This window comes from Comamonas avium, assembly GCF_014836675.1.
Taxonomy (GTDB): Bacteria; Pseudomonadota; Gammaproteobacteria; order Burkholderiales; family Burkholderiaceae_C; genus Comamonas; species Comamonas avium.
Window position 1 is genome coordinate 137,694 of record NZ_JACSQK010000008.1, and the last position, 20,688, is coordinate 158,381.

At 50.8% G+C, this 20,688-nt stretch carries 18 protein-coding genes; 11 read left to right on the plus strand and 7 right to left on the minus strand.

What is annotated here, in order from left to right:
* From H9646_RS16125 to H9646_RS16155, 7 genes are all read left to right on the plus strand, one after another.
* Window positions 1-1,224: an SAM-dependent methyltransferase gene (locus tag H9646_RS16125; protein WP_191724405.1), complete on the plus strand. Its 1,224-nt coding sequence runs from the start codon at window positions 1-3 to the stop codon at window positions 1,222-1,224.
* A gap of 97 nt (window positions 1,225-1,321) precedes the next feature.
* Entirely contained in the window at window positions 1,322-3,016 is a 1,695-nt protein-coding gene (locus H9646_RS16130; protein ID WP_191724406.1) for a methyl-accepting chemotaxis protein, read from the plus strand.
* 221 nt (window positions 3,017-3,237) lie between these two features.
* Window positions 3,238-3,663: a chalcone isomerase family protein gene (locus H9646_RS16135; RefSeq protein WP_225214262.1), complete on the plus strand. Its 426-nt coding sequence runs from the start codon at window positions 3,238-3,240 to the stop codon at window positions 3,661-3,663.
* On the plus strand, window positions 3,660-4,967 hold the full coding sequence (locus H9646_RS16140; protein ID WP_191724408.1) for an MFS transporter: 1,308 nt from the start codon (window positions 3,660-3,662) through the stop codon (window positions 4,965-4,967). The genes H9646_RS16135 and H9646_RS16140 overlap by 4 nt, the downstream gene beginning before the upstream one ends.
* On the plus strand, window positions 4,964-5,500 hold the full coding sequence (locus H9646_RS16145) for a DUF3833 domain-containing protein (RefSeq protein WP_191724409.1): 537 nt from the start codon (window positions 4,964-4,966) through the stop codon (window positions 5,498-5,500). Before H9646_RS16140 ends, H9646_RS16145 begins: the two co-directional genes overlap by 4 nt.
* An 11-nt stretch (window positions 5,501-5,511) precedes the next feature.
* The gene (locus H9646_RS16150; protein ID WP_191724410.1) at window positions 5,512-6,294 is read left to right on the plus strand and encodes an SDR family NAD(P)-dependent oxidoreductase; all 783 of its coding nucleotides are present in this window, start codon (window positions 5,512-5,514) and stop codon (window positions 6,292-6,294) included.
* 5 nt (window positions 6,295-6,299) lie between these two features.
* Entirely contained in the window at window positions 6,300-6,776 is a 477-nt protein-coding gene (locus tag H9646_RS16155; protein ID WP_191724411.1) for a nuclear transport factor 2 family protein, read from the plus strand.
* Window positions 6,777-7,159: 383 nt separating this feature from the next.
* Here H9646_RS16155 and H9646_RS16160 read toward each other — a convergent pair whose 3' ends face one another.
* Window positions 7,160-7,783 carry a protein-methionine-sulfoxide reductase heme-binding subunit MsrQ gene (locus H9646_RS16160; RefSeq protein WP_191724412.1) on the minus strand — a complete coding sequence of 208 codons (624 nt, stop codon included), beginning with the start codon at window positions 7,781-7,783 and terminating at the stop codon, window positions 7,160-7,162.
* Window positions 7,783-8,781, minus strand: a complete 999-nt coding sequence (gene msrP, locus H9646_RS16165; RefSeq protein WP_191724413.1) for a protein-methionine-sulfoxide reductase catalytic subunit MsrP — start codon at window positions 8,779-8,781, stop codon at window positions 7,783-7,785. The genes H9646_RS16160 and msrP overlap by 1 nt, the downstream gene beginning before the upstream one ends.
* 250 nt (window positions 8,782-9,031) lie before the next feature.
* On the opposite strand from msrP, the gene H9646_RS16170 reads away from it, so the two are divergent.
* Together H9646_RS16170 and H9646_RS16175 are read left to right on the plus strand one after the other, a co-directional pair.
* A complete protein-coding gene (locus H9646_RS16170; RefSeq protein WP_191724414.1) occupies window positions 9,032-9,706 on the plus strand; it encodes a heavy metal response regulator transcription factor in 675 nt (224 codons plus the stop codon).
* Window positions 9,703-11,172, plus strand: coding sequence for a heavy metal sensor histidine kinase (locus H9646_RS16175; protein WP_225214263.1), 1,470 nt, complete (start codon window positions 9,703-9,705; stop codon window positions 11,170-11,172). The genes H9646_RS16170 and H9646_RS16175 overlap by 4 nt, the downstream gene beginning before the upstream one ends.
* Before the next feature lie 320 nt (window positions 11,173-11,492).
* Here the strand turns inward: H9646_RS16175 and H9646_RS16180 are convergent, their stop codons facing one another.
* Window positions 11,493-12,968: an NAD(P)H-hydrate dehydratase gene (locus tag H9646_RS16180; RefSeq protein ID WP_318244937.1), complete on the minus strand. Its 1,476-nt coding sequence runs from the start codon at window positions 12,966-12,968 to the stop codon at window positions 11,493-11,495.
* Between the two features lie 340 nt (window positions 12,969-13,308).
* Between H9646_RS16180 and H9646_RS16185 the strand changes: the two genes are divergently transcribed.
* Complete coding sequence (locus H9646_RS16185) at window positions 13,309-14,781, plus strand: RNB domain-containing ribonuclease (RefSeq protein ID WP_191724415.1); 1,473 nt, start codon at window positions 13,309-13,311, stop codon at window positions 14,779-14,781.
* A 496-nt stretch (window positions 14,782-15,277) separates the two neighbouring features.
* Here the strand turns inward: H9646_RS16185 and H9646_RS16190 are convergent, their stop codons facing one another.
* Together H9646_RS16190 and H9646_RS18740 are read right to left on the minus strand one after the other, a co-directional pair.
* The gene (locus tag H9646_RS16190; protein WP_191724416.1) at window positions 15,278-15,625 is read right to left on the minus strand and encodes an RNA recognition motif domain-containing protein; all 348 of its coding nucleotides are present in this window, start codon (window positions 15,623-15,625) and stop codon (window positions 15,278-15,280) included.
* Between the two features lie 111 nt (window positions 15,626-15,736).
* Window positions 15,737-15,943 (minus strand): hypothetical protein, encoded by a 207-nt coding sequence (locus H9646_RS18740; RefSeq protein WP_404813111.1) that lies wholly within the window; start codon window positions 15,941-15,943, stop codon window positions 15,737-15,739.
* A gap of 459 nt (window positions 15,944-16,402) precedes the next feature.
* Here H9646_RS18740 and H9646_RS16195 point away from each other — a divergent pair, with 459 nt between their 5' ends.
* Window positions 16,403-16,912: a hypothetical protein gene (locus H9646_RS16195; protein WP_191724417.1), complete on the plus strand. Its 510-nt coding sequence runs from the start codon at window positions 16,403-16,405 to the stop codon at window positions 16,910-16,912.
* A gap of 128 nt (window positions 16,913-17,040) precedes the next feature.
* Here H9646_RS16195 and chrA read toward each other — a convergent pair whose 3' ends face one another.
* Both chrA and H9646_RS18675 read right to left on the minus strand, forming a co-directional pair.
* Window positions 17,041-18,300 (minus strand): chromate efflux transporter, encoded by a 1,260-nt coding sequence (gene chrA, locus H9646_RS16200; protein ID WP_191724418.1) that lies wholly within the window; start codon window positions 18,298-18,300, stop codon window positions 17,041-17,043.
* 45 nt (window positions 18,301-18,345) lie between these two features.
* A complete protein-coding gene (locus H9646_RS18675; RefSeq protein WP_191724419.1) occupies window positions 18,346-19,926 on the minus strand; it encodes a methyl-accepting chemotaxis protein in 1,581 nt (526 codons plus the stop codon).
* Between the last annotated feature and the right edge of the window lie 762 nt (window positions 19,927-20,688).

A 20,688-nucleotide genomic window follows, 5' to 3' on the forward strand; every position in this document is an offset into this window, starting at 1 on the left:
ATGCACCCCACAGCACCTACATCAGCCACTACGGCCTTGCCCACTGACTTGCCTGCTTTTGTGCGCACAGGCTTGCGCCTGCTGGAAGGCATACGACATGGCAGTTTGCTGCTGGAGCTACCGGATGGTCGTCAACTGCGTTATGGCATGAACAGCTCGCCTTATGCTGCAATCCGCTTGCGCAATTGGAATGTGTTTCATGCCGTGATGCGCTCTGGCGATATCGGCTTGGCAGAAAGCTATATCGACGAAGACTGGACGACGCCCCACCTGGCAGATCTGTTTTGTTTGCTGCTGGCAAACCGTGACTCTCTGGAGTCTTTGGTGTATGGCTCTTGGTGGGGCCGGTTGGCTTACCGCCTGCGCCATGTGCTGCGCCGCAATACCAAAACCAACAGCCGTAAAAATATTCATGCGCACTATGACTTGGGCAACAGCTTTTATCAGCTGTGGCTGGATCCGAGCATGAACTACTCTTCGGCGTGGTTTGAGGGGAATCTGCATAGTGACTTTACCCAGGCACAGCATGCCAAAGTGCGCAGTGCATTGAGTCGTGCAGGCGTGCAGCCTAACCAGCGCATCCTAGAAATAGGTTGCGGCTGGGGTGCGCTGGCGGAGATGGCTGCGACAGAGTTTCAAGCCGAGGTGGTAGGTGTGACTCTGTCAACAGAGCAGCTCGAATATGGCCTGCAACGTATGGAGAAGTCGGGTGTGCAGGAACGCGTAGATTTGCGCTTGCAAGACTATCGCGATATCCAAGATGCCCCTTTTGATGCCATTTGCTCCATCGAAATGATTGAAGCTGTCGGACAAGAGTACTGGCCCACTTACTTCCGCCATATGCACCGCTTGCTCAAGCCGGGCGGCAAAGCCTGTGTTCAGGCAATTGTCATTGACGACAAGCTGTTTGACCGCTATGTCCAGGGAACAGACTTTATTCAGCAATACATTTTTCCCGGTGGCTGCTTGCCCAGTCCGGCTCGTATTCGCGAAGAGGCAGCAGGTGCAGGCCTGCGTGTCCAGGAAGAATTTGCTTTTGGCCAAGACTATGCCGAGACCTTGCGACGCTGGCACCAGCGTTTTGTACAGCAGCGAGGTCAGGTGCTGATGCAAGGTTTTGATACCCGATTTTTGCACACTTGGGAGTTCTATTTGGCCTATTGCGAGGCGGCATTCAGCATGCGCAACATTGACGTAGTGCAGTACACGTTGGTGAAAGACTGAAATCAGCGCTCAAGCGCTCTGACAAAAAACGGTGTCATACACAGCTGTGTGTATTGCGCTGTACTAATTGTGTGGCCCAGATCCTTTTAGGAACCTTATGTTTTTTTCGAGAATGACTGTCGCAGCCCGCTTGTATTTAGGTTTTGGCTTGATTGTTGCCTTGCTGGTGGTGGTTACTGGTGTGGCAGTGGTGAAGGTAGACCGCATCGAGCGTGCTTTGCGTGCTAATTCAGATATCTACTCACAAGTGCAGCGCAACGCAATCAACTTTCGAGGATCAGCCCATGACCGCTCGATCGCTGTACGCGATTTGGTATTCAGTCCAACGACTAATGAGCGCGACAAAGAAATTGCCTCCATAGCAGCTCTGGCAGACTTCTATGCTAAGTCGACTCAGTCACTGGAGGCATTGTTGAAATTGCCCGGCGTGAGCCCCGAAGTTCACCCCTTTTATGAGGACATACAAAAGGCCGAAAGCCAAGCAGTAACCACTACCAACACCATCATTCAACAAGTGCGAGCTGGCAATACAGCTGCAGTGGATACCCTCTGGAGCCAAGCCAAGCCTCAGTATGTGCAATGGCTGGCATCGATCAACCGCTTGATTGATTTCAAAGAAAAACACATTCAGGACACTAACCAAAGTGCCATGGAGGAAGCCAGCGGTTTTTTGCGTGTGATGTTTACCGCTCTGACGCTGGCACTGATTTTGAGCACCGTTGTTGCCTGGGGCGTGGCACGTAGCATCGTGCGCCAATTGGGGGCTGAACCGAACGCTTTGGCGCAGGTGGCTCGTCAGGTTGCTCAAGGCGATTTGCATCCTGTCGAAGGTGTGGCTCGTGCAGAGGCAAACAGCGTGCTGGCATCCCTTGGAGGAATGCAATCTAGCTTGGCCGAGGTCGTGAACAAGGTGCGTTCCGCTTCGAATGCGGTGACGCATGGTGCCGATGAGATCGCGGCAGGTAATGCTGGTTTACTGCAGCGCACTGAAGAGCAAGCGAGCAATTTGCAGCACGCAGCTGCCTCTATGGATGAGATGACCTCATCGGTCAAAAAAAATGCAGATACAGCTCGCCAAGCCGCTCAGCTTGCAGCATCTGCCAGCGATGCTGCACACAAGGGAGGAGAGGTGGTGACGCAGGTTGTGCACACCATGGAAGACATCAGCGCGAGTAGCTACCGGATTGCTGACATTATTGGCGTCATTGACTCGATTGCTTTTCAGACAAATATCTTGGCTCTAAATGCTGCAGTTGAAGCTGCCCGTGCCGGTGAAGAGGGGCGTGGCTTTGCAGTTGTGGCCGCTGAGGTGCGGGCCTTGGCCCAGCGCAGCGCGGATGCTGCGCGGCAAATTAAATTATTGATTGAAACTAGTGTAGCCAAAGTGGAGCAGGGGACGCAGTTGGTCAATGATGCAGGCGCGACCATGACCGATATCGTTTCCCAAGCGCAACGTGTGGCAAGTCTGATTGCTGAAATCAGTCGCGCCACAGCCGAGCAGACCCACGGTATTGCACAAGTGAGCGGTGCAGTGACGCATCTGGACCAAGCGACGCAGCAAAACGCTGCCATGGTGGAGCAAAGTGCCGCGGCAGCCCAAGCCTTGCGGCACCAAGCTGCGCAATTGGGGGCAGCCGTACGCGTATTTAGCTTAACTGGCGTTGACAGTGTCTATGAATCACGTCACGTGCAAGCACATCGTTTGCAGGTCGCTGCGCCAGTCCTCGCCCCAGTACCGCGACGCAGAGCTAACGTAACGGCCAATACAAAGTTACAACCAGCTCAGATGTGATGAATCTGGTACTTTGAATCTAAAACCATAGCTTATAAGTTAGGTTGCATATGCTTAAACACCGAATTTATTTATTGAAGTGTGTGGTATTGCAATTGGGCGTGGCATGCGCTGTCTGGGGTACTGGAGCTACTGGGGTTGCCCATGCTACGCCAGAGAGCACTTCATCGGCTGCTGTACAGCAGCTGGTACAGCAGCCACGTTTGGCAGGGCATGGGCAAATGCGCTTTTTGGGTTTACGTATATACGATGCTCGGTTATGGGTAGGACCAGAATTCGATGCGCAAACTTTTGGTCAGCATCGGTTTGCCCTAGAGCTTATTTACCACAGGGCATTTACGGCAAAAGCAATCGCGCAGCGCTCTGTGCAAGAAATTGAGCGACAGCGCAGCCTGGACGAAAAAATGGCCAATCGCTGGACGTCGGACTTAGCGCGGTGGTTGCCTGACGTGGAGCCGGGCGACAAGCTCACCGGCTTATACCTGCCTGGGCAAGGGATGCAACTGTGGCGTGGGGAGCAGTCTTTGGGCACGATCAATGACCCTGAGCTGGCACTTTGCTTTTTTGGTATCTGGCTGTCACCACAAACTTCAGAGCCTGGTTTGCGCAGTGGTTTGCTGGCAGGTCTTGCTAGAGCGGTGCCATGAACGCCCCTTGTGCACCATTGCCTGATGTGCTGCCTTGGCGCTCAGGCTTGACCTATGGCTTGCTGGGCTTCCCTCTGGCGTTTGCTGCACTGCCTTTGTACGTTGTACTACCCAATTACTATGCACGCAGTTTTGGCTTGTCGCTGGCCACCGTGGGTGCTTTGCTGATGGCTGTACGGCTTGTGGATGCCATGGTCGAACCTTGGTTGGGGCGGGCAAGCGACGCATTGTTCGCTCGAACAGCTCGAGCAGTCTGGCTGGTGGGCGGCGGTGTGGCACTGTTGCAATGGCTTGGCATGGCCGGCTTATTTTTTCCGGCAGTGACGGAGCAAGCCAGTTTGGCGGTGTGGCTGGTCAGTGGCTTGCTGCTGACATGCACGGCGCACAGTCTGTTGGTCATTACTCACCAGGCCTGGGGGGTTCGCCTTGGCGGCGATGACTTTCTGCGCAGTCGTATTGTTGCGTGGCGCGAGGGCCTGGGGCTGGCAGGCGTCATTTGTGCTTCGTGTTTGTCAATTGTCTGGGGCCAGCAGGCGATGCTGGCTGCGTTCGGTGCGACTTTATTCTTCGGGTGGGCGCTATGGTGGCGTGCGCCACATCCGACTCCTTTACTTTTGCCGCCGCAAGCAGCTTCGCTGTCGGTGTGGCAACCTTTGACGCAGCCTGCATTTCGGCGGTTGTTGGCGGTGTTCATGAGCAACGGTATTGCCAGTGCCATCCCTGCCGCACTCATGCTTTTTTTTGCACAAGACCGGCTACGCGCCAGTGAACAAGAAACAGCTGTTTTTCTGGTGCTGTATTTCGTATGTGGAGCGGTCTCCATGCCTTTGTGGCTGCGACTGGTCCGCCATCTAGGGCTTGTCCAAAGCTGGTTGCTTGGCATGTTGCTGGCGGTGGTCTGCTTTGCTTGGACTGCAGGTTTAGGGACTGGTCAGATCCAAGCATTTGCTTTGATCTGTGGTCTGACTGGGGTGGCTCTTGGTGCGGACCTGGTCTTGCCTGCGGCATTGTTAGCGCGGCTGATTGAGCGCCAAGGTGCACAGGGTAGCAGCGATGGTGCGTACTTGGGCTGGTGGAGTCTAGCCACTAAGCTCAACTTGGCACTGGCTGCGGGTGCGGCATTACCGTTGCTCCAGTGGCTTGGCTATGCGCCAGGCACTCAAGCTGAGCAAGCGTTGCAGCATTTGGCGTGGGCCTATGCCTTGGTGCCTTGTGCGCTCAAATTGCTGGCTGCGCTGCTGCTGTATGTGCTGCTAATCCGTCGAGAGTCTTTACCGGCGTCACAGAGGAGATATCCATCATGAACCAACGTCGTACTTTGTTGCTGGCTGGCTTGTTAAGTGTTGCAACACTAGGAGGATGTGCCGGCCCTCAAGTGAGTGACTATGCGCAGCAAAAACCGCTCTTGGAGCTGGATCGCTATTTCAATGGTCGTGTGCTGGCGCACGGCATTTTTCAAAAGCGTGATGGTGCTGTTGTCCGACGCTTTACGGTGGTCATGGACTGCCACTGGGAAGGTAACCAGGGCGTGCTGGATGAGCATTTCACCTACTCGGATGGCAGTACCCAGCGCCGTGTATGGCGTTTGACAAAGCATGCCGATGGCCGCTACACAGGACGAGCCGATGATGTAGTAGGCGAGGCACAGGGTCAAACTGCTGGTAGTGCCTTTCGATGGAACTACACCTTGCGCTTACCTGTGGACGGCAGTGTGTACGAAGTGCAATTTGACGATTGGATGTTTTTAATCGATGACCGAGTCATGCTCAATCGAGCCACGATGAGTAAGTTTGGCATTCGTTTGGGCGAAGTGTTGCTCTCATTCACCAAGGGTTAAAGGTAAGTTGTATGTCCCTCAACCCTCGCATTACCAACTGGCAGGGCCAACGTGTTTGGTTGATTGGTGCCTCCACAGGCATCGGCCGCGCACTGGCAGAAACGATGCACGCGCGTGGGGCGCAAGTCATCGTTTCTGCAAGGCAGCAAGAACCTTTACTCGAGTTTCAGATGCAGCACCCCGGCAGCCAGGCTCTGCTGCTGGATGTGACGGATCGGGAGGCCGTGGCGAATGCAGCGCACCAACTGAATGCTCAAGGTGGCTTGGATTTGGTGTGCTTCTGCGCAGGCCACTATAAGCCTATGCGTGCCGATGCGATGGATTTGGATGAATTGCTTCTCCACCAGCAAGTGAACCAGATCGGGGCGTTGCATGTGGTGGCTGCAGTAGTGCCCGCCATGCTAAGCGCAGCGCGTGATGGCCGCACACCCCACCTCAGTTTGGTAGCCAGTGTTGCAGGTTGGCGTGGACTTCCACAGAGCTTGGCATATGGTCCGACCAAGGCCGCTTTGATCAATCTGGCAGAGACGTTGTTTCTTGATCTACGCCCCAAGGGGGTGGCAGTGAGTGTTATCAGCCCTGGTTTTGTAGCCACGCCACTGACTGCGCAGAATGACTTTTATATGCCTGCATTGCTGACGCCAGCGCAGGCTGCACAAGCCATAGTGCAGGGCTGGCAGCGAGGGGCATTTGCAATTCATTTTCCACGTCGTTTTACTGTTTGGTTGCAGCTTTTGCGCGTGCTGCCCTATCGCTGGTACTTTGCTTTGGTGCACCGTATGACTGGATTGTGAGTTGTATGCAGCAGAATTTTTTGATCAACTCCGAGGTTGAGGCTGGCGTACAGCGTTTAGTGGAGTTGTATGAACAGCTCAGCCCAGAGCGCCTCAACAGCTTGCACACATGTTATGCGCCGCACGCACATTTCAAAGACCCATTCAATGATGTGCACGGGCTAGAAAGTATACAAAAGGTCTTTTCTCATATGTTCATGACTGTAGATAGGCCCCGTTTTGTCGTGACTGAACAGCTGATTCAAGGACAGCGTGCATTTTTGGTTTGGGAATTCCACTTTTGTATGCGTCGCTGGCGCAAAGGAGTTCCTCAGTGCATCCGAGGAGGGACGTTGCTGCACCTGAATGCCCAAGGCTTGGTGCTGGGGCACCGCGATTATTGGGATACTGCCGAAGAACTATATGAAAAGCTACCTTTGCTTGGACAGTTTATGGCTTGGCTGCGTCGCGCTGCGTCGGCAACGTCTTCAAGCAAGCCATGACTGGCTGAGCCTATGGTTTTACAGTGCAGGATTAGCTTCTACCCAAACCTTATATTCTGAAAGAGTTGGAAGTAGGCAATAGTTTGCATATGTTTCAGCGTGATTAGATAAATAATTCGAAGCTACTTGCACTGCCAAAATTTACCCCTTGGGCTGGTCCAGTGGACAGGTACATTTAAAAATCCTGCTGAAAAATTAATTACATCTAATTTTTTGACTCGCGTTGCTTAAAATTTTTGAAGTATATTTTGTTATGACACCATCTATTCTAGAAATTAGATGAGCATGAAATTGATCGATACAACCTTCTGGTGAGTGTATAAAAAAATGAACTGGACTTATGCAGCAAGTTACAGGTCAGGATGAATTTTTTTATGCAATATTCAGGTAGCCCTCCGTTTATTCAAGTAGTAATAGATTCGCAACAGCAGCAATATAAGAAAAATAACTGCATATAACACGACCTCCGACACATTGTTTTTACCTAAGCGAATCCAATAAAAATGGAGCAGAGCTAGCCATGCAGCAAGATGTACGGTCCTGTGTAGTCGTTGCCAGCGCGCTGCCCCCAAGATTTTTAGCACCGCTTTCGGCGATGTGAGCGTCAAAAGCAGCAGGAGTATGAGAGCCAGCATGCCCATAAATATAAAGGGGCGGTCCTGCACATCAGTCCAAATGCTGGCCCAGTGCCAGCCCATATCCAGCAAGGCGTAGCTGATCGCATGTATGGAGGTATAAAAAAAGGCAAACAGGCCCAGCAAACGGCGCATGCGTGAAAAGGCACTTAGGCCAGACAGTTTACGCAGCGGCGTTACTGCCAGCGCTAGGCATAGCGCCCTCAAAGCCCAATCTCCAGTGCTGCGGATCAAGGCCTCTGCCGGGTTGAGACCCAGGTTATCCTGCAGTAGTTGTAATACTAAACTTGCCAAGGGGGCCAAGCAAAGTAGCCATACCAAGGGCTTTGCGCTGATATGCATCAGTGCACGATTCAAAGTGGTGCGCAGCATCAGAAGTTACGGCGTAAGTCCAGACCCGTGTATAGCTGCGCGACTTGCTCGCCATAGCCGTTAAACAGCTCGGTACGTCGCTTGGGGGCAAACAAACCACCTTGGCCGATCACGCGCTCTTGAGCCTGACTCCATCTACGGTGAGGTACATCGGGATTCACGTTTGAATAGAAACCATATTCTTGGCGAGCTGCTTTGTTCCAGGAGGTAGCGGGCATGTGTTCTACAAAACGGATTTTGACCAAGCTTTTTGCGCTTTTAAAACCATATTTCCATGGCACTATCAAGCGTACGGGGGCGCCATTTTGGTGAGGCAACACTTCGCCATACATACCAAAGGCCAGCAGCGTCAGCGGGTGCATTGCTTCATCTAGGCGTAGGCCTTCGGAGTAAGGCCAGTCGAGGACGCCGCTACTTAAGCCACGCATCGTTTTGGGGTCTGCTTTGGTCACAAACTCCACATATTTGGCACTTCCCATGGGCTGTACCCGCTCAATGAGTTTTGACAGTGAATACCCAACCCAGGGAATCACCATGCTCCAGGCCTCGACACAGCGCAGGCGATAAATGCGCTCTTCCATCGGGCTGAGCTTGAGTAAGTCGCCTATGTCCCAAACCCCTGGCTTGTGGACCAACCCTTCTACTTGCACCTGCCAAGGTTGGAGTGACATGGCACTGGCATAGCGTGCTGGTTCACTCTTATCCAACCCAAACTCATAGAAATTGTTGTAGCCTGCTACATGGGTGTATGGAGTGAGATTGGCATTTAGCATTGCTCCAGCCACTTTAGTTTTTTGCCCGGTCAAGCTCGCAAATTTGCCTGGCGCTTGCACTATCGAAGCCTTCGCATCACGCGCTGCCCAAGCAGCGACTACGGGGCCCGCAGCCCCTGTGGCCAACAGTTTCAATACATTACGTCGATTTGCAGCTATGGGAGCGGGCGTGATCTCACTGCCAGCAATTTTTGGAAAAGAAGAAATCACGGGTCGCTTGTTCATACGCACTCAAGGAGTAAACCAATGAAAGAACCAGCGCAGAGGGACACACTGCTGTCAGTGATCTTCATCAACCGCAGCCTTGGACACTATGTCTGGCACACAATGTATTACCCATGGTCATGTCCATGAGTAATGCACTCCCTGTATTTTTACTGGCTTAATTAACAGTGAGATTGCACAAAAATTACATTTTTGTCATCTAGCATTGATGTATTAAAAATACAGTGCACATGCAGTGATAATTGATCCAATGAAAATATTAATTATTGAAGATGAACAAAAATCAGCTCTCTATTTAAAAAATAGTTTGAGTGAATCTGGTTATCAAGTAAGCGTTAGCCACGATGGAATCGATGGCTTATTTATGGCGCAGTCTGGTGAGTTTGATTTATTAATATTGGATGTCATGCTACCGGGTATCGATGGTTGGAAAATCATTGAGCGTCTGCGCGAGCACAGCACCATTCCAGTACTCTTTCTGACTGCACGTGACGGCGTAGAAGATCGCGTTAAAGGTCTGGAGCTAGGCGGTGATGACTATTTGGTCAAGCCATTTGCGTATACCGAGTTACTGGCCCGCGTGCGTTCGCTTTTGCGCAGACCGCCCTTGCGGCCCCAAGACTCTTTATCCGTTGGTGATTTACACATTGATGTTCTTAAGCGCCGCGTCCAACGTGCGGGACAAAGGATTGAGCTGACGAATAAAGAATTTGCATTGCTGCAGTTGCTGGTCCAGCATCAAGGACAAGTGCTTTCGCGCAGCCAAATTGCCTCCCAAGTGTGGGATATGAACTTCGACAGCGACACCAATGTGGTCGATGTCGCCATACGTAGACTACGAGTAAAAGTTGACGATGGCTTTGAGCACAAACTTATCCAAACTGTCCGTGGTATGGGCTATAGAGTTGAGGAATATAGCGCATGAAAATCTCTCTAAGCACGATCAGTTTGAGGCTGCGGCTGGCTTTATTATTTTCGGTCACCAGTGCAGTATTGTTTTTTTGGATGGGATTTTATATTTATAAAAGCCTGGAAAAAGAAATTTTACACCGTGAAGATGTAGCCCTAATTGGGCGAATTATCCGAATTCAGCAGCTTTTGCAAAGTGGAATAAGTTTAGATACACTGATTAGTACCCCGCAGATTTATACAAATATGCTGGGTAATAACGAAGATATTTTGTGGATTGTTAATTCGCAGGGGCAAGTGCTCTTAGAGGTCAATCCCTTGCGGGTGTCTTTGCCGGAGGTGCCTGCGCAGAAGCTTCTTGTGCAACCGGTACCTAAAGCGGGTACGGTTCTTGGTCAGCAGCCTTCCCCTAATGTCGGCCATTCTGTCGAACCTCCTGTTCAACTGCTGACAACCTCTGTGCCCCAAAAATCGCGCCTAGCTTGGGTGCAACTCAGTGTGGAGGAGCAGAGACTGACCGTCATCGCAGGTCGCCTCTTGGCTGAGCGAACGGCGATGCTCCAGACCTACCAACGTGATTTGGGAGGAGCTTGGTTGCTGGGTGTAGCACTTGCCTTTGTGCTGGGTTGGGAGGTGGCACGTCGCGGATTGCGGCCACTGCATCGGTTGAGCGAAAAAGCACAAGCAATTGGCCCCCAGCAACTGGCTATGCGTTTGCCCAGTGCGCAATATCCCGCAGAGCTGCAAGGGCTCGCACAAGCGCTCAACACAATGCTGCAGCGCTTGGAAGAGGGCTTTACCAGCTTGTCTAAATTTTCGGAAGACCTGGCTCATGAAATTCGGACCCCATTACACAACCTGATGCTGGACAACCAGTGGGGACTTAGACAAAAACGCACCGTCATAGAGCATGAGGCGCGCCTTGTTTCACAGCAAGAAGAATATGAACGCTTGGCTCGCATGGTCGATAGCATGCTTTTTTTGGCACGCGCCGAGCACAAGGGTGCCACGTTGCAACGAATTACCCTAGATTTGGCAGCGCTAGGTACACAGCTGGCCGACTATTTCGAGGGCATGGCGTTGGAAAAAAATATGTGTATCGAGGTGCATATGCATGGACAGGTCTGGGCCGACAGCAGCTTACTGCGTAGGGCTCTGGCCAATTTAATCGCCAACGCCCTGCGCTATGGCGATTCGCACACCACCATTTTTCTGCGTAGTCACCATACATCCAATGGCTGCAAACTGCATGTGTGCAACCAAGGGCCAACTATTGATCCAGAGCATTTGCCTCACTTGTTTGACCGTTTTTACCGATGTGAGCCATCTCGCAGCCAAACGGCAGACTCTGGCGGTTTGGGCCTAGCAATTGTTAAATCCATCATGGATTTACACCAAGGCGAAGTCTTGGTTAAAGCGGAAGCACAAAACATCTGTTTTACTTTGAACTTTCCTTCAGTGCAATCAAGAGAGATTCTTTAGCGCGCTTGATCTCGCCTTCTTGCTAGCTCACTTGAAATGATGATGATTGAGTGAAAAACTGAGGGTTGCTGGGAAGTAGACGCCCCTTTGCAGTTAGGTATAGCTACGATTTTAAGGATGCCGCCCACAGCGGCATAAAGATTTACTGCTCGAATTGAGACTAACGTGATCTAGCAATTCACGGAAAGGCTTCTTGCTGGGCGGTGAGTCACTATAAGGAAGCAGTCTCAAGCGGAGAACTGAATGTATCAAGTTAGTCTATAGCCGACCTCTGCTGCCAAGGTCTGAGATATATCGTTAGTAGGCTATCCAGCAAGATGTCAATAATTGTGATTCCATATTTTCTGCAGTTTCTGCAACTCCTTAGGCAATAAGCCCGGCAGATCCTCCGCAATCAAGCCAAGTCCATAGCTCGATGCCGCAGCACCATGCAGCCACACCGCGGCTGCGGCCGCGTAAAATGGTGCCATTCCCTGTGCCAGCAAGCCAACGACGATGCCTGCCAGCACGTCGCCTGCACCTGCGGTAGCCAGAGTCGGCGGGGCGTTAGCGTTAATGATTGCATCGCCATCTGGAGCTGCGATCACGGTATCACTTCCCTTGAGCACGATAGTGCATCCGCTGGTATGAGCGGCAGCACGCGCACGCGTGAGTTTGTCACCTTTCATATCAAGTAAACCTTCGAACAGTCTCTTGAATTCGCCTTCATGCGGCGTCAATACGCAAGGACCTACAATTGCATTAAACAAGGTCAGTGGGTCGTCTTTGAAGCAAGAAAGCGCGTCGGCATCAAGGACAGTCGCACGGCCAGTTCTGAGTATCGCAAGTACATATGCTCGAGTTTCTGGCCCTACACCAGCTCCCGGACCAATGATCAACCCAGTGTATCGGGCGTCTGCGAGAAGACGCCCGAAGTCTTCAGGACGCGCTACTGGACTCACCATCACACTGGTCAATGCTGCTGCATAGACCTGCAGTGCGACTTCAGGCACGGCTATGGTAGTAAGGCCTGCGCCTATTCTGGATGCCCCCATAGCAGCCATGCGTGCTGCACCAGTGGCTGGCCAACCTCCCCAAATGAGAGCATGTCCGCGAGTATATTTGTTGCCTACGGTCTGCAACATGGGTAACCGGTCTACCCAGAGGGTAGGGCCATTCTCAAATGTGTCAGGTATGAATTGGGCAGATTGTGTAACTGAGGTCTCGCTCGAATCAACCAACAGCTCACCGCATAGGCTGCGACCTGGCTGCAGCAAATGACCTGGCTTCTTGTGAAAGCAAGCCACCGTCAGCGAGCAGGGGACAGCACCCTCAGAAGCTCCAGTATCGCTATACATGCCGCTAGGCACATCGACAGCAATAATCGTCATTTTTCGTTCTGCTGCACAGGCCAGCGTCAAAGCTGCCTGGCCTCCCAGAGGGCGATTAAGGCCCGTACCGAAGATGGCATCAATAACAAGTACCGCATCTTTGAGCGCAGCGGGAGTTAAAGCTTCCACTGGTCCATCCCAGAGTTCTGTCAGATGAGCGACTGTGCTTTCGCGTGCTATCAGCACTGCTACTCGTACTGGCCAACCAGATTTAGCCAGCCTTTTGGCAACAACAAAGCCCTCACCACCGTTGCCGCCTGGGCCACACAAAACAAGCACAGGGCTAGGTGTCCAGCGCTTTTGAATGATCTGGGCTACATAATTACCCGCATTTTCAATCAGTGTTGAGTCATCAATATAGCAGTGCAAGTTATAGGCCTGTCGCATCTGCTTTGAGGTAAGCAATGCAGCATCGCGATTTAGCACAGTGATGTCCCTGAGCAGTATGCAATCTGGCCATATTTATCTGTCAACTCTGTATTAAACGTTTTGAGTTGTTCCCGCTTTCGATTGCAATTATCTAGGGAAATCTCGTACCAAAAAGATCGTTTTAGTAGTGTGCCGAACGATTGATATGGAAATTGCTTCATCAAATCACTCCTAGATAGATTATTCGGTGTAGTCATCAACAGTGAGTTGAACTAACGTTTGACAGGCACTTTGGGGAAGCGTTCACGTCCTTAGCTTTGCACAAAAGTCTCCAAGAAGTACGCCATAGTCCCTTTTGATTCAGAATAGTCTTCATCACTACGGAAGGTGCTTGGCCATGCGAAACGTTTTATCGAATCATCGTGCCGATTTATCGACAATCGCAGCTTGGGCAATGTATAGCCGAGGTTTAGAGCCAGACTTTCCAGACAGTGTTATCAATCAGCTCTCGCACATGCCTGAACCTGCCAAAGAGACTGATGAAAGTATTCGTGACCTGACTGCATTGCCGTGGTGTTCCATAGATAACGATGACTCTCTGGATCTTGATCAACTGACTGCGATTGAATCACTGTCAAACGGAACAGTGCGTGCATATGTAGCGGTTGCTGATGTGGATAGCATGGTGAAAAAAGGCTCTCCTATTGATGAGCACGCTAGGCTGAATACAACATCTGTTTATACCTCTGCTCGTGTTTTCCCCATGCTGCCCATTCAGTTGTGCACAGACCTCACTTCGCTTAACCAAGACGAAAAACGCCTAGCAGTTGTAACGGTAATGGTCTTCAATGAGCTTGGCGTATTGGTGGAATCTAACCATTTTCGGGCAGTTGTTCAGAACAAGGCAAAACTAGCTTACGACGCAGTGTCTGCATGGATGGAGGGCGAAATCGACTTGCCTGAACCTGCCCGTAAGATTGCAGGGATGGATGTTCAGTTGCGTATGCAAGATACGCTGGCTCAAAAACTTAAGCTGCTGCGCCGTTCGCTGGGATCACTTGAGTTTGAAACATTTCAACCTCATGCTGTATTTGAAAACAACAAAATAATTGGCATTCGACAACAACCTCACAATCGCGCGCGACAGCTAATTGAAGAGTTGATGATTGCTACCAACGTTTGTACGGCTCGCTTTTTGGCGGCCCAAGGTATTCCATCGCTGCGCAGAGTAGTTCGTTCCCCTGAAAGATGGCTTCGAATCATGGAAGTGGCTTATAGATACGGTACAAGCTTGCCATATGAGCCCAATGGAGAAGCTTTGCAGGCTTTTTTAGCTCAACAGCACAAACAAGACCCTTTACGGTTTCCAGATTTGTCTTTGGTTGTGATCAAACTCATGGGCTCTGGCGAATACGTGGTGGAGTATGCCCGAGGACCATCGATTGGCCACTTTGGACTGGCTGTTCAGGATTACATGCATTCGACTGCGCCCAATCGGCGTTATCCAGATTTGATAACTTTACGATTGCTTAAGTCTGCACTGACCGGAGAGCAGTCTCCTTATTCGATCCCTGAGCTTGAGGCACTTGCGGCGCACTGCACTGCACAAGAAGATGCTGCGAAGAAAGTTGAACGCCAATTGCGTAAATCAGAAGCTGCTTTGTTGCTTCATGACCGCGTGGGAGAGGCTTTCGAAGGGATTGTCACTGGTAGTGGAGAGCATGGGACCTGGGTTCGCATTTTTACCCCGCCTGTAGAAGGACGCCTAAAGAATTCATCTCCAGCAACCCGTGTGGGGCAAAAGGTGAGGGTGAAGTTGCTTTCTACTTCAGTAGAGCGAGGATTTGTTGACTTCGTGATTGCCAATTGATTGGTTTGAAATAAATTCAGGATCAAGCATGCACTGTTGCAAAAGAGATGCATAGACCTTGCTACGAGAGCTTTAGCGATCCTTGCCCCCTGAATCGAGGATACAAATGACTAGCCATAAATGCACCATCGGTGTACCTGCACCGGAGTCTACCTCCGCGATCCACAGAACCTTGGACACGGTGAAGCGAAATCACCAATCGATTACGACGGGAGTATTTAGACAAAGGAATCGACATCGCCAGTTTCTCGCAGAATGCGCTGGAAGAAATTTCACATGAAAAAACAAGCGTTCCATAAAAAACTTCAGACAACTTAGCCCCGCTAGAGTTGTTCAGCGAATGTGTTGCAACGTCGATTGTCCGTATGCTTCGCCGTCACGTTCTTCTGCCTATTACAGACATCCAACGGTCTATAAATTCTTCCTGCCAGTTTTCAATCTCCAGGCGCAAAAAAACGCCCTCAATTTTGGGGCGTTTTTTGAGTGCGTAGCTAAATCAGTAGCCAGTGCCACCGCCATAGCCATCATTGCCATAGCCAACATTAGGACGCGAGCTGGCGCGGAATTCGCGATTGCCGCCAGAGCCACGTCCTTCTTCGCGAGGTTTCGCAAGGTTGACTACGATCGAGCGTCCATCAACCGACATTCCATGCAGCGCAGTAATAGCGGCTTGACAAGCATCAGCAGAGGTCATCTCTACAAACGCAAACCCTTTAGATTGTCCGCTGTCGCGATCCATCATGACTTTGGCGGAGGTAACACTTCCGAATTCAGCAAAGTTGCTTTTCAGGCTGGAGTCGGTTACGGAGTAAGGCAGGTTGCCAACGTAGATTTTGGTGCTCATGAAAGAAGCCTTTTAATTAATGACTCGTCAAAAATTGACGCATCGTTTGAATATGGCTGTGGGGAGTGCTAGTCCGTAGCAACCGGATGAAGTTGAGCGTTTGCTAGAGGCTCAGCACGTTGAGGGCTGCATGGATGTTTGCAGCCAGCCTTGGGTCACAGCATAGATTTTTGCTGCTTCGGTCGAGGCAAATGTTTTGTCAAAGCGAAAAACACGGCAGTAGCTGCTGTTTTGCTTTGTGCGCTGAAGTGCAAAGGATGCTTGGAAGCGACCGCAATTGGTCTTATGGGATGAGGGCGTAACGAAGTACTTGCCCATAGCAATAGGAGAGAGTGGAATCTAGTTCAATCAGAGAGCAGGTCTAAGAGACCTGCATGAGCTTTCGATAACTCGATGGGCTGTTGCTCGACAGCCAACGGTGCGAAAAATTTCGCGGAAATTTTTTGCAGGAGGACTCGATCACCTCATGCTGACGTTACTGTGCAACTATTTAAGTTAGCTAGCAACAATTTCATTATAAGTCTTTTTTATTAAAAAAACCAATTTTATTGTTTTTGGTTTTTTCTCTACAGCTTCATGGCTGTGCCTCGCGTGCTAGCGCGAGGCTAGGTTCCCAGTCATCGCCAACAGCAGAATTATTTTATGCATCTCGTTTTCTCTGTCTCTAGTGACATGGAGCACATATGAGGAAATTGTTGCGCAGTGTTGGTTGCGCAGATTCAGCAAGAGTCTTCATAACGCGAAGGGCATGGCTAACAAGTATTGATTTCTAAGTGTATGATTTACATCGCCAAGGTAGTAGGAACCCATACCAATCTTTGCTTGGCGCACGTTAGGCTTAGCTGCGGTGTGCGGATGTTGTATCACCAGAATCGTTTTTTAATGGGTATGAAAATGAGCGATGAAATTGATACCGACATGATTGAAGAGTCGTTGATCGTCATCGACCAGGCATGCGCAGAGTTCAAGAAGAGCGTTTTTTTGCGTGCCACTAGGGAGATGGACTGGCAAGCGCGGCATAAGGCCGATGATGTGATCGTTTGTTTTGATGCAGTCAAATACTCAGGACACAGACGCACTAAAGACCTGATGCTTGTGGAGCTGGATCAGCTATGCCAGGAACTAGATCAGGTGATTAGATGGTCTTATGTCAACAGGCCCTTTGACGTAGCAACATACGAGCATATTCTAAGTATTGCTCAACTGGTCAAAGGTGCCGTGTATTCAGCGCTAGGCATCTATCGGCCTGCCCTGCAACTTCTTCCGCTTATGGGTTTAAAAGCTTAAAGACGCAAATAAGCACCTTCGGGTGCTTTTTTGCACTCACAGAACCTGACTCATAAAACTGTTGTCTGTTGCTAGTGCATTTGGGATTGCTGCGCATGACCAATATAAACCTCTATAACTTTGATTCGTTAGAGCGAGAGTATCCACCCTGTAAACGCTGCAAGCATAACGACCAACGCTGGGGGAAGTCGTGCGTAAACCAGCAATCCGAACGCAGCTAAAGCAAATCCGAAATCGGTTTTGGAATGGATTGCACTCGTCCACACTGGGTCATATAGCGCAGCTCCTAACACCCCAACCACGGCTGCATTCACCCCCGCCATTGACCTCTGGACTCCAACACGCTGACGCAAAGCTTCCCAAAACGGTAATGTGCCAATGACCAATAGAAAAGCTGGCAAAAAAATAGCGCTCAGCAATGCCAAACCTCCAATCCAGCCGCCAAACGGGCTGGGCATGCCAGCGCCAAGGTAAGCCGCGAACGTGAACAAAGGTCCTGGAACAGCTTGTGCGGCGCCATAGCCGGCTAGAAAAGTCTCGTTTGACATCCAACCACTTGGTACTACGCTTGTCTGAAGCAAGGGAAGCACAACGTGGCCACCCCCAAACACCAATGCTCCGGCTTGATAGAAATCGCTGAAAAAAGTTGCGACTGGTGAATGAGTCAATGAAGCTATTAGAGGCAAAAGCACCAGCAATATCGCAAAAATACCCAACAATGCTGCTGCGACCACTTTGTTTACACCGTAAGTAAGGTGCTGTGTTGTTGGAAGCTGGTTCAGCTTTAGCATCGAGTACCCAATCACACCACCTAAAACAATCGCGGTGATCTGTCCAATAGCGGAAGGAACCGCTAGAACTAAAAGAGTGCCTGCAATAGCAACGCTCGCACGCAGTCTGTCAGGGCAAAGGGACTTTGCCATCCCCGATACAGCTTGCGCAACAACTGCGACAGCAACAATTTTTAGTCCATGAATAGCCCCTGACTGAGCAAGCACTGACGAATGTGAGACCCCTATTGCAAAAAGAATAAGCGCGATTGTCGAAGGCAGCGTGAAGCCTAACCACGCCGCAAAAGCGCCGCTCCAACCGCTGCGGCCAAGACCGATTGCTATGCCAACCTGACTACTAGCTGGGCCAGGCAGAAACTGGCACAACGCCACTAAATCTGAGTAACTCTTGTCGTCTAGCCACCTTCGGGCTTCAACGAACTCCGTGCGGAAATACCCCAAATGAGCGACAGGCCCACCAAAAGACGTCAATCCAAGTTTGAAAAAAACAAGCAAGACTTCAAAAAAAGAGCCTCTCGCATTTGTTGAGATAACGCATTCGCCATCATGGTCTGATGAGTTCGTATGATCTGCCCCCTGAGAGGACGAATGCTTCATAACTTAGAATTTTTTATTTGTTAGTGCTGTTTGCGACTCCAAGCATTACTTCAATGCAAGGTCTGCAGCTGGTGCGTTAACAGCTTGTGAGAGTTTGAAAACAGAAACTACCTGTACTAGATCCTGAGCCTGACCACGCAAGCTGGCTGCAGCAGCTGCCATCTCCTCCACAAGAGCTGCATTTTGTTGTGTGGCCTGATCCATTTGCTGCACAGCCTCACCAACCTGGACCACACCAGCGCTTTGCTCGGCACTGGCCGCGCTGATTTCAGCCATGATGTCTGTCATGCGACGCACGCTGCTGACCACTTCGGACATGGTGCTGCCTGCCTTGTCTACCTGCGCCGAGCCTTGCTCAACGCGAGCCACGCTGTCATCGATGAGTTGCTTGATTTCCTTGGCCGCGACAGCACTACGTTGTGCCAAAGTACGAACCTCACCGGCCACAACTGCAAACCCGCGACCTTGCTCGCCCGCACGTGCTGCCTCGACCGCAGCGTTCAAGGCCAGGATATTGGTTTGAAAGGCAATGCTGTCGATCACACTGATGATGTCAGCGATTTTGCGTGAACTGTCATTGATTCCCCTCATGGTGTCCACCACTTGGGCAACCACTTGGCCACCGTGCTCAGCAACCTCCGAAGCGTTGTTAGCAAGTTGATTGGCAGTTTTAGCATTCGCGGCGTTTTGCTGCACGGTGGAAGTCATCTCTTCCATTGAGGCCGCTGTTTCTTCTAGGGCACTGGCCTGTGATTCGGTGCGTGAACTAAGGTCCTGATTACCTTCTGCAATCTGGGAACTGGCAGTAGCAACCCCTTCTGACCCCTGGCGCACTGTACTCACTACACGGATCAGGCTGTCCTGCATGGCGGAAAGAGAGCGCAACAATTGCGCTACCTCGTCTTGGCCATTCGCGCGAATAGATTGCGTCAGATCTCCTTTAGCGAAAGCGTCAGTTGCGGTCATAGCATGCAGCAAAGAGCTACTGATACCACGCACCAAACTCCAACCTAAAAATACTGACAAGGCAATGCCAAAAACTATGGCAACGATAGACAAGTTGCGGATGTTGCGATAACTCACAACAGCTTCTTCGTATTTCTCTTTGGCCACGTCAACTTGCAACTTTGTCAGTTTCGTCAAGCTATCGCGCACTGGGGCATATGCGCTTTCCTCTACGGTAGAAACCAGTACTCGTGCACGCTCGAAATCAGCTGCCTGCAAGGCGGCCTGCACTGGAACAAGGAAGTTGTTCAAAAAACCTGTACGGGCCAGCTCGAATTCTTTCGCGTAAAGAGCTTCATCAGGCGTCAATTCGGTGGCCATATATGCCGCCCAGGTAGTGTCGATCTCTTTGCTGCTTTGCTGCATGTCTTCAAGAATGCTTGCAGTCTTACTAGAGTCCGCTAAGACAACCCCATGGTTAGCAGCATTGCGGTTGCGCAATACATCTCGCTGAACAACCAGTATTTGGCTGAGCGGCACGGCGCGGTCTTGGTACACACTGCGCAAGCCTTCCTCGGTTTTCGACATTCCAAACAGGCCCAGCGCACCAACCAGTACCAGTAAAACGGACATCAGTGCAACCAGCACTGTCAGACGAGTGGAAATTTTAAAGTTGTTCATGGAGCTTCTCAAACGGCGTCAGCATCGAGCAAAGCTAATTGCTCGAGTTCAGCCGTTTATCGATCTCAATCAGAAACAGAGTTCCCGGCAGAATTCAGCCGACTCTTAGTAGGCAACTTCTAAGAAAGAGCCAGTACTTCTGTTGCTCGATATGGCAGGTTATGGTTTGTTCTGTAAGTGCTGATTTCCACCACATCGGACACCGAATGGAAGAAAAGGCGTCTACCGATGTTGAGCACAATCGCTATGGTGGTGTTGATTGAATTCTAGACGGCTTTCTTGTAACGATTTGTGCGCCGATTCGCTCTAGGGAGCTATCGGGATAACGCAAAGATCCGCTCACAAGTCACGTATAACAGCAACAACCAGTCGATAGCAGCACTTCATGTCCCGTGACCACTGACTTTCAGCGCAGCTTTGCCATGCCGCCAACCACTAACTGCAGCTGGTTGCTGCCAGAGCGTCAGACATTTAGGCCCTACTGCCGAGGTATTCGGAATAACTGCTATCTGGCTATAGCCGGCAAACTGTGATACCAGCCGCATAGCAGTAGTAGATGTATGCAGGACAACTTTAGTTGCAACCAACCGTTCACTAATGAATATCAACACCGAATGATCTATACCGCTGTCAGTGCACTAGGTTTTGCGTCGTACAGCTTCCAGATTAAGGCCTCAGCCAGTTAGGGGATGCGGACAAAAACTTGGACTACCAGGAGGTAGTTCATGTACTCATACGAAGACAGGATTCGTGCAGTTGAGC

Coding starts and splice junctions, on each gene's coding strand:
- H9646_RS16125 (WP_191724405.1), top strand. CDS start 1: ATGCACCCCACAGCACCTACATCAGCCACTACGGCCTTGCCCACTGAC.
- H9646_RS16130 (WP_191724406.1), top strand. CDS start 1,322: ATGTTTTTTTCGAGAATGACTGTCGCAGCCCGCTTGTATTTAGGTTTT.
- H9646_RS16135 (WP_225214262.1), top strand. CDS start 3,238: ATGCGCTTTTTGGGTTTACGTATATACGATGCTCGGTTATGGGTAGGA.
- H9646_RS16140 (WP_191724408.1), top strand. CDS start 3,660: ATGAACGCCCCTTGTGCACCATTGCCTGATGTGCTGCCTTGGCGCTCA.
- H9646_RS16145 (WP_191724409.1), top strand. CDS start 4,964: ATGAACCAACGTCGTACTTTGTTGCTGGCTGGCTTGTTAAGTGTTGCA.
- H9646_RS16150 (WP_191724410.1), top strand. CDS start 5,512: ATGTCCCTCAACCCTCGCATTACCAACTGGCAGGGCCAACGTGTTTGG.
- H9646_RS16155 (WP_191724411.1), top strand. CDS start 6,300: ATGCAGCAGAATTTTTTGATCAACTCCGAGGTTGAGGCTGGCGTACAG.
- H9646_RS16160 (WP_191724412.1), bottom strand. CDS start 7,783: ATGCTGCGCACCACTTTGAATCGTGCACTGATGCATATCAGCGCAAAG.
- msrP (WP_191724413.1), bottom strand. CDS start 8,781: ATGAACAAGCGACCCGTGATTTCTTCTTTTCCAAAAATTGCTGGCAGT.
- H9646_RS16170 (WP_191724414.1), top strand. CDS start 9,032: ATGAAAATATTAATTATTGAAGATGAACAAAAATCAGCTCTCTATTTA.
- H9646_RS16175 (WP_225214263.1), top strand. CDS start 9,703: ATGAAAATCTCTCTAAGCACGATCAGTTTGAGGCTGCGGCTGGCTTTA.
- H9646_RS16185 (WP_191724415.1), top strand. CDS start 13,309: ATGCGAAACGTTTTATCGAATCATCGTGCCGATTTATCGACAATCGCA.
- H9646_RS16190 (WP_191724416.1), bottom strand. CDS start 15,625: ATGAGCACCAAAATCTACGTTGGCAACCTGCCTTACTCCGTAACCGAC.
- H9646_RS18740 (WP_404813111.1), bottom strand. CDS start 15,943: ATGGGCAAGTACTTCGTTACGCCCTCATCCCATAAGACCAATTGCGGT.
- H9646_RS16195 (WP_191724417.1), top strand. CDS start 16,403: ATGATTTACATCGCCAAGGTAGTAGGAACCCATACCAATCTTTGCTTG.
- chrA (WP_191724418.1), bottom strand. CDS start 18,300: ATGAAGCATTCGTCCTCTCAGGGGGCAGATCATACGAACTCATCAGAC.
- H9646_RS18675 (WP_191724419.1), bottom strand. CDS start 19,926: ATGAACAACTTTAAAATTTCCACTCGTCTGACAGTGCTGGTTGCACTG.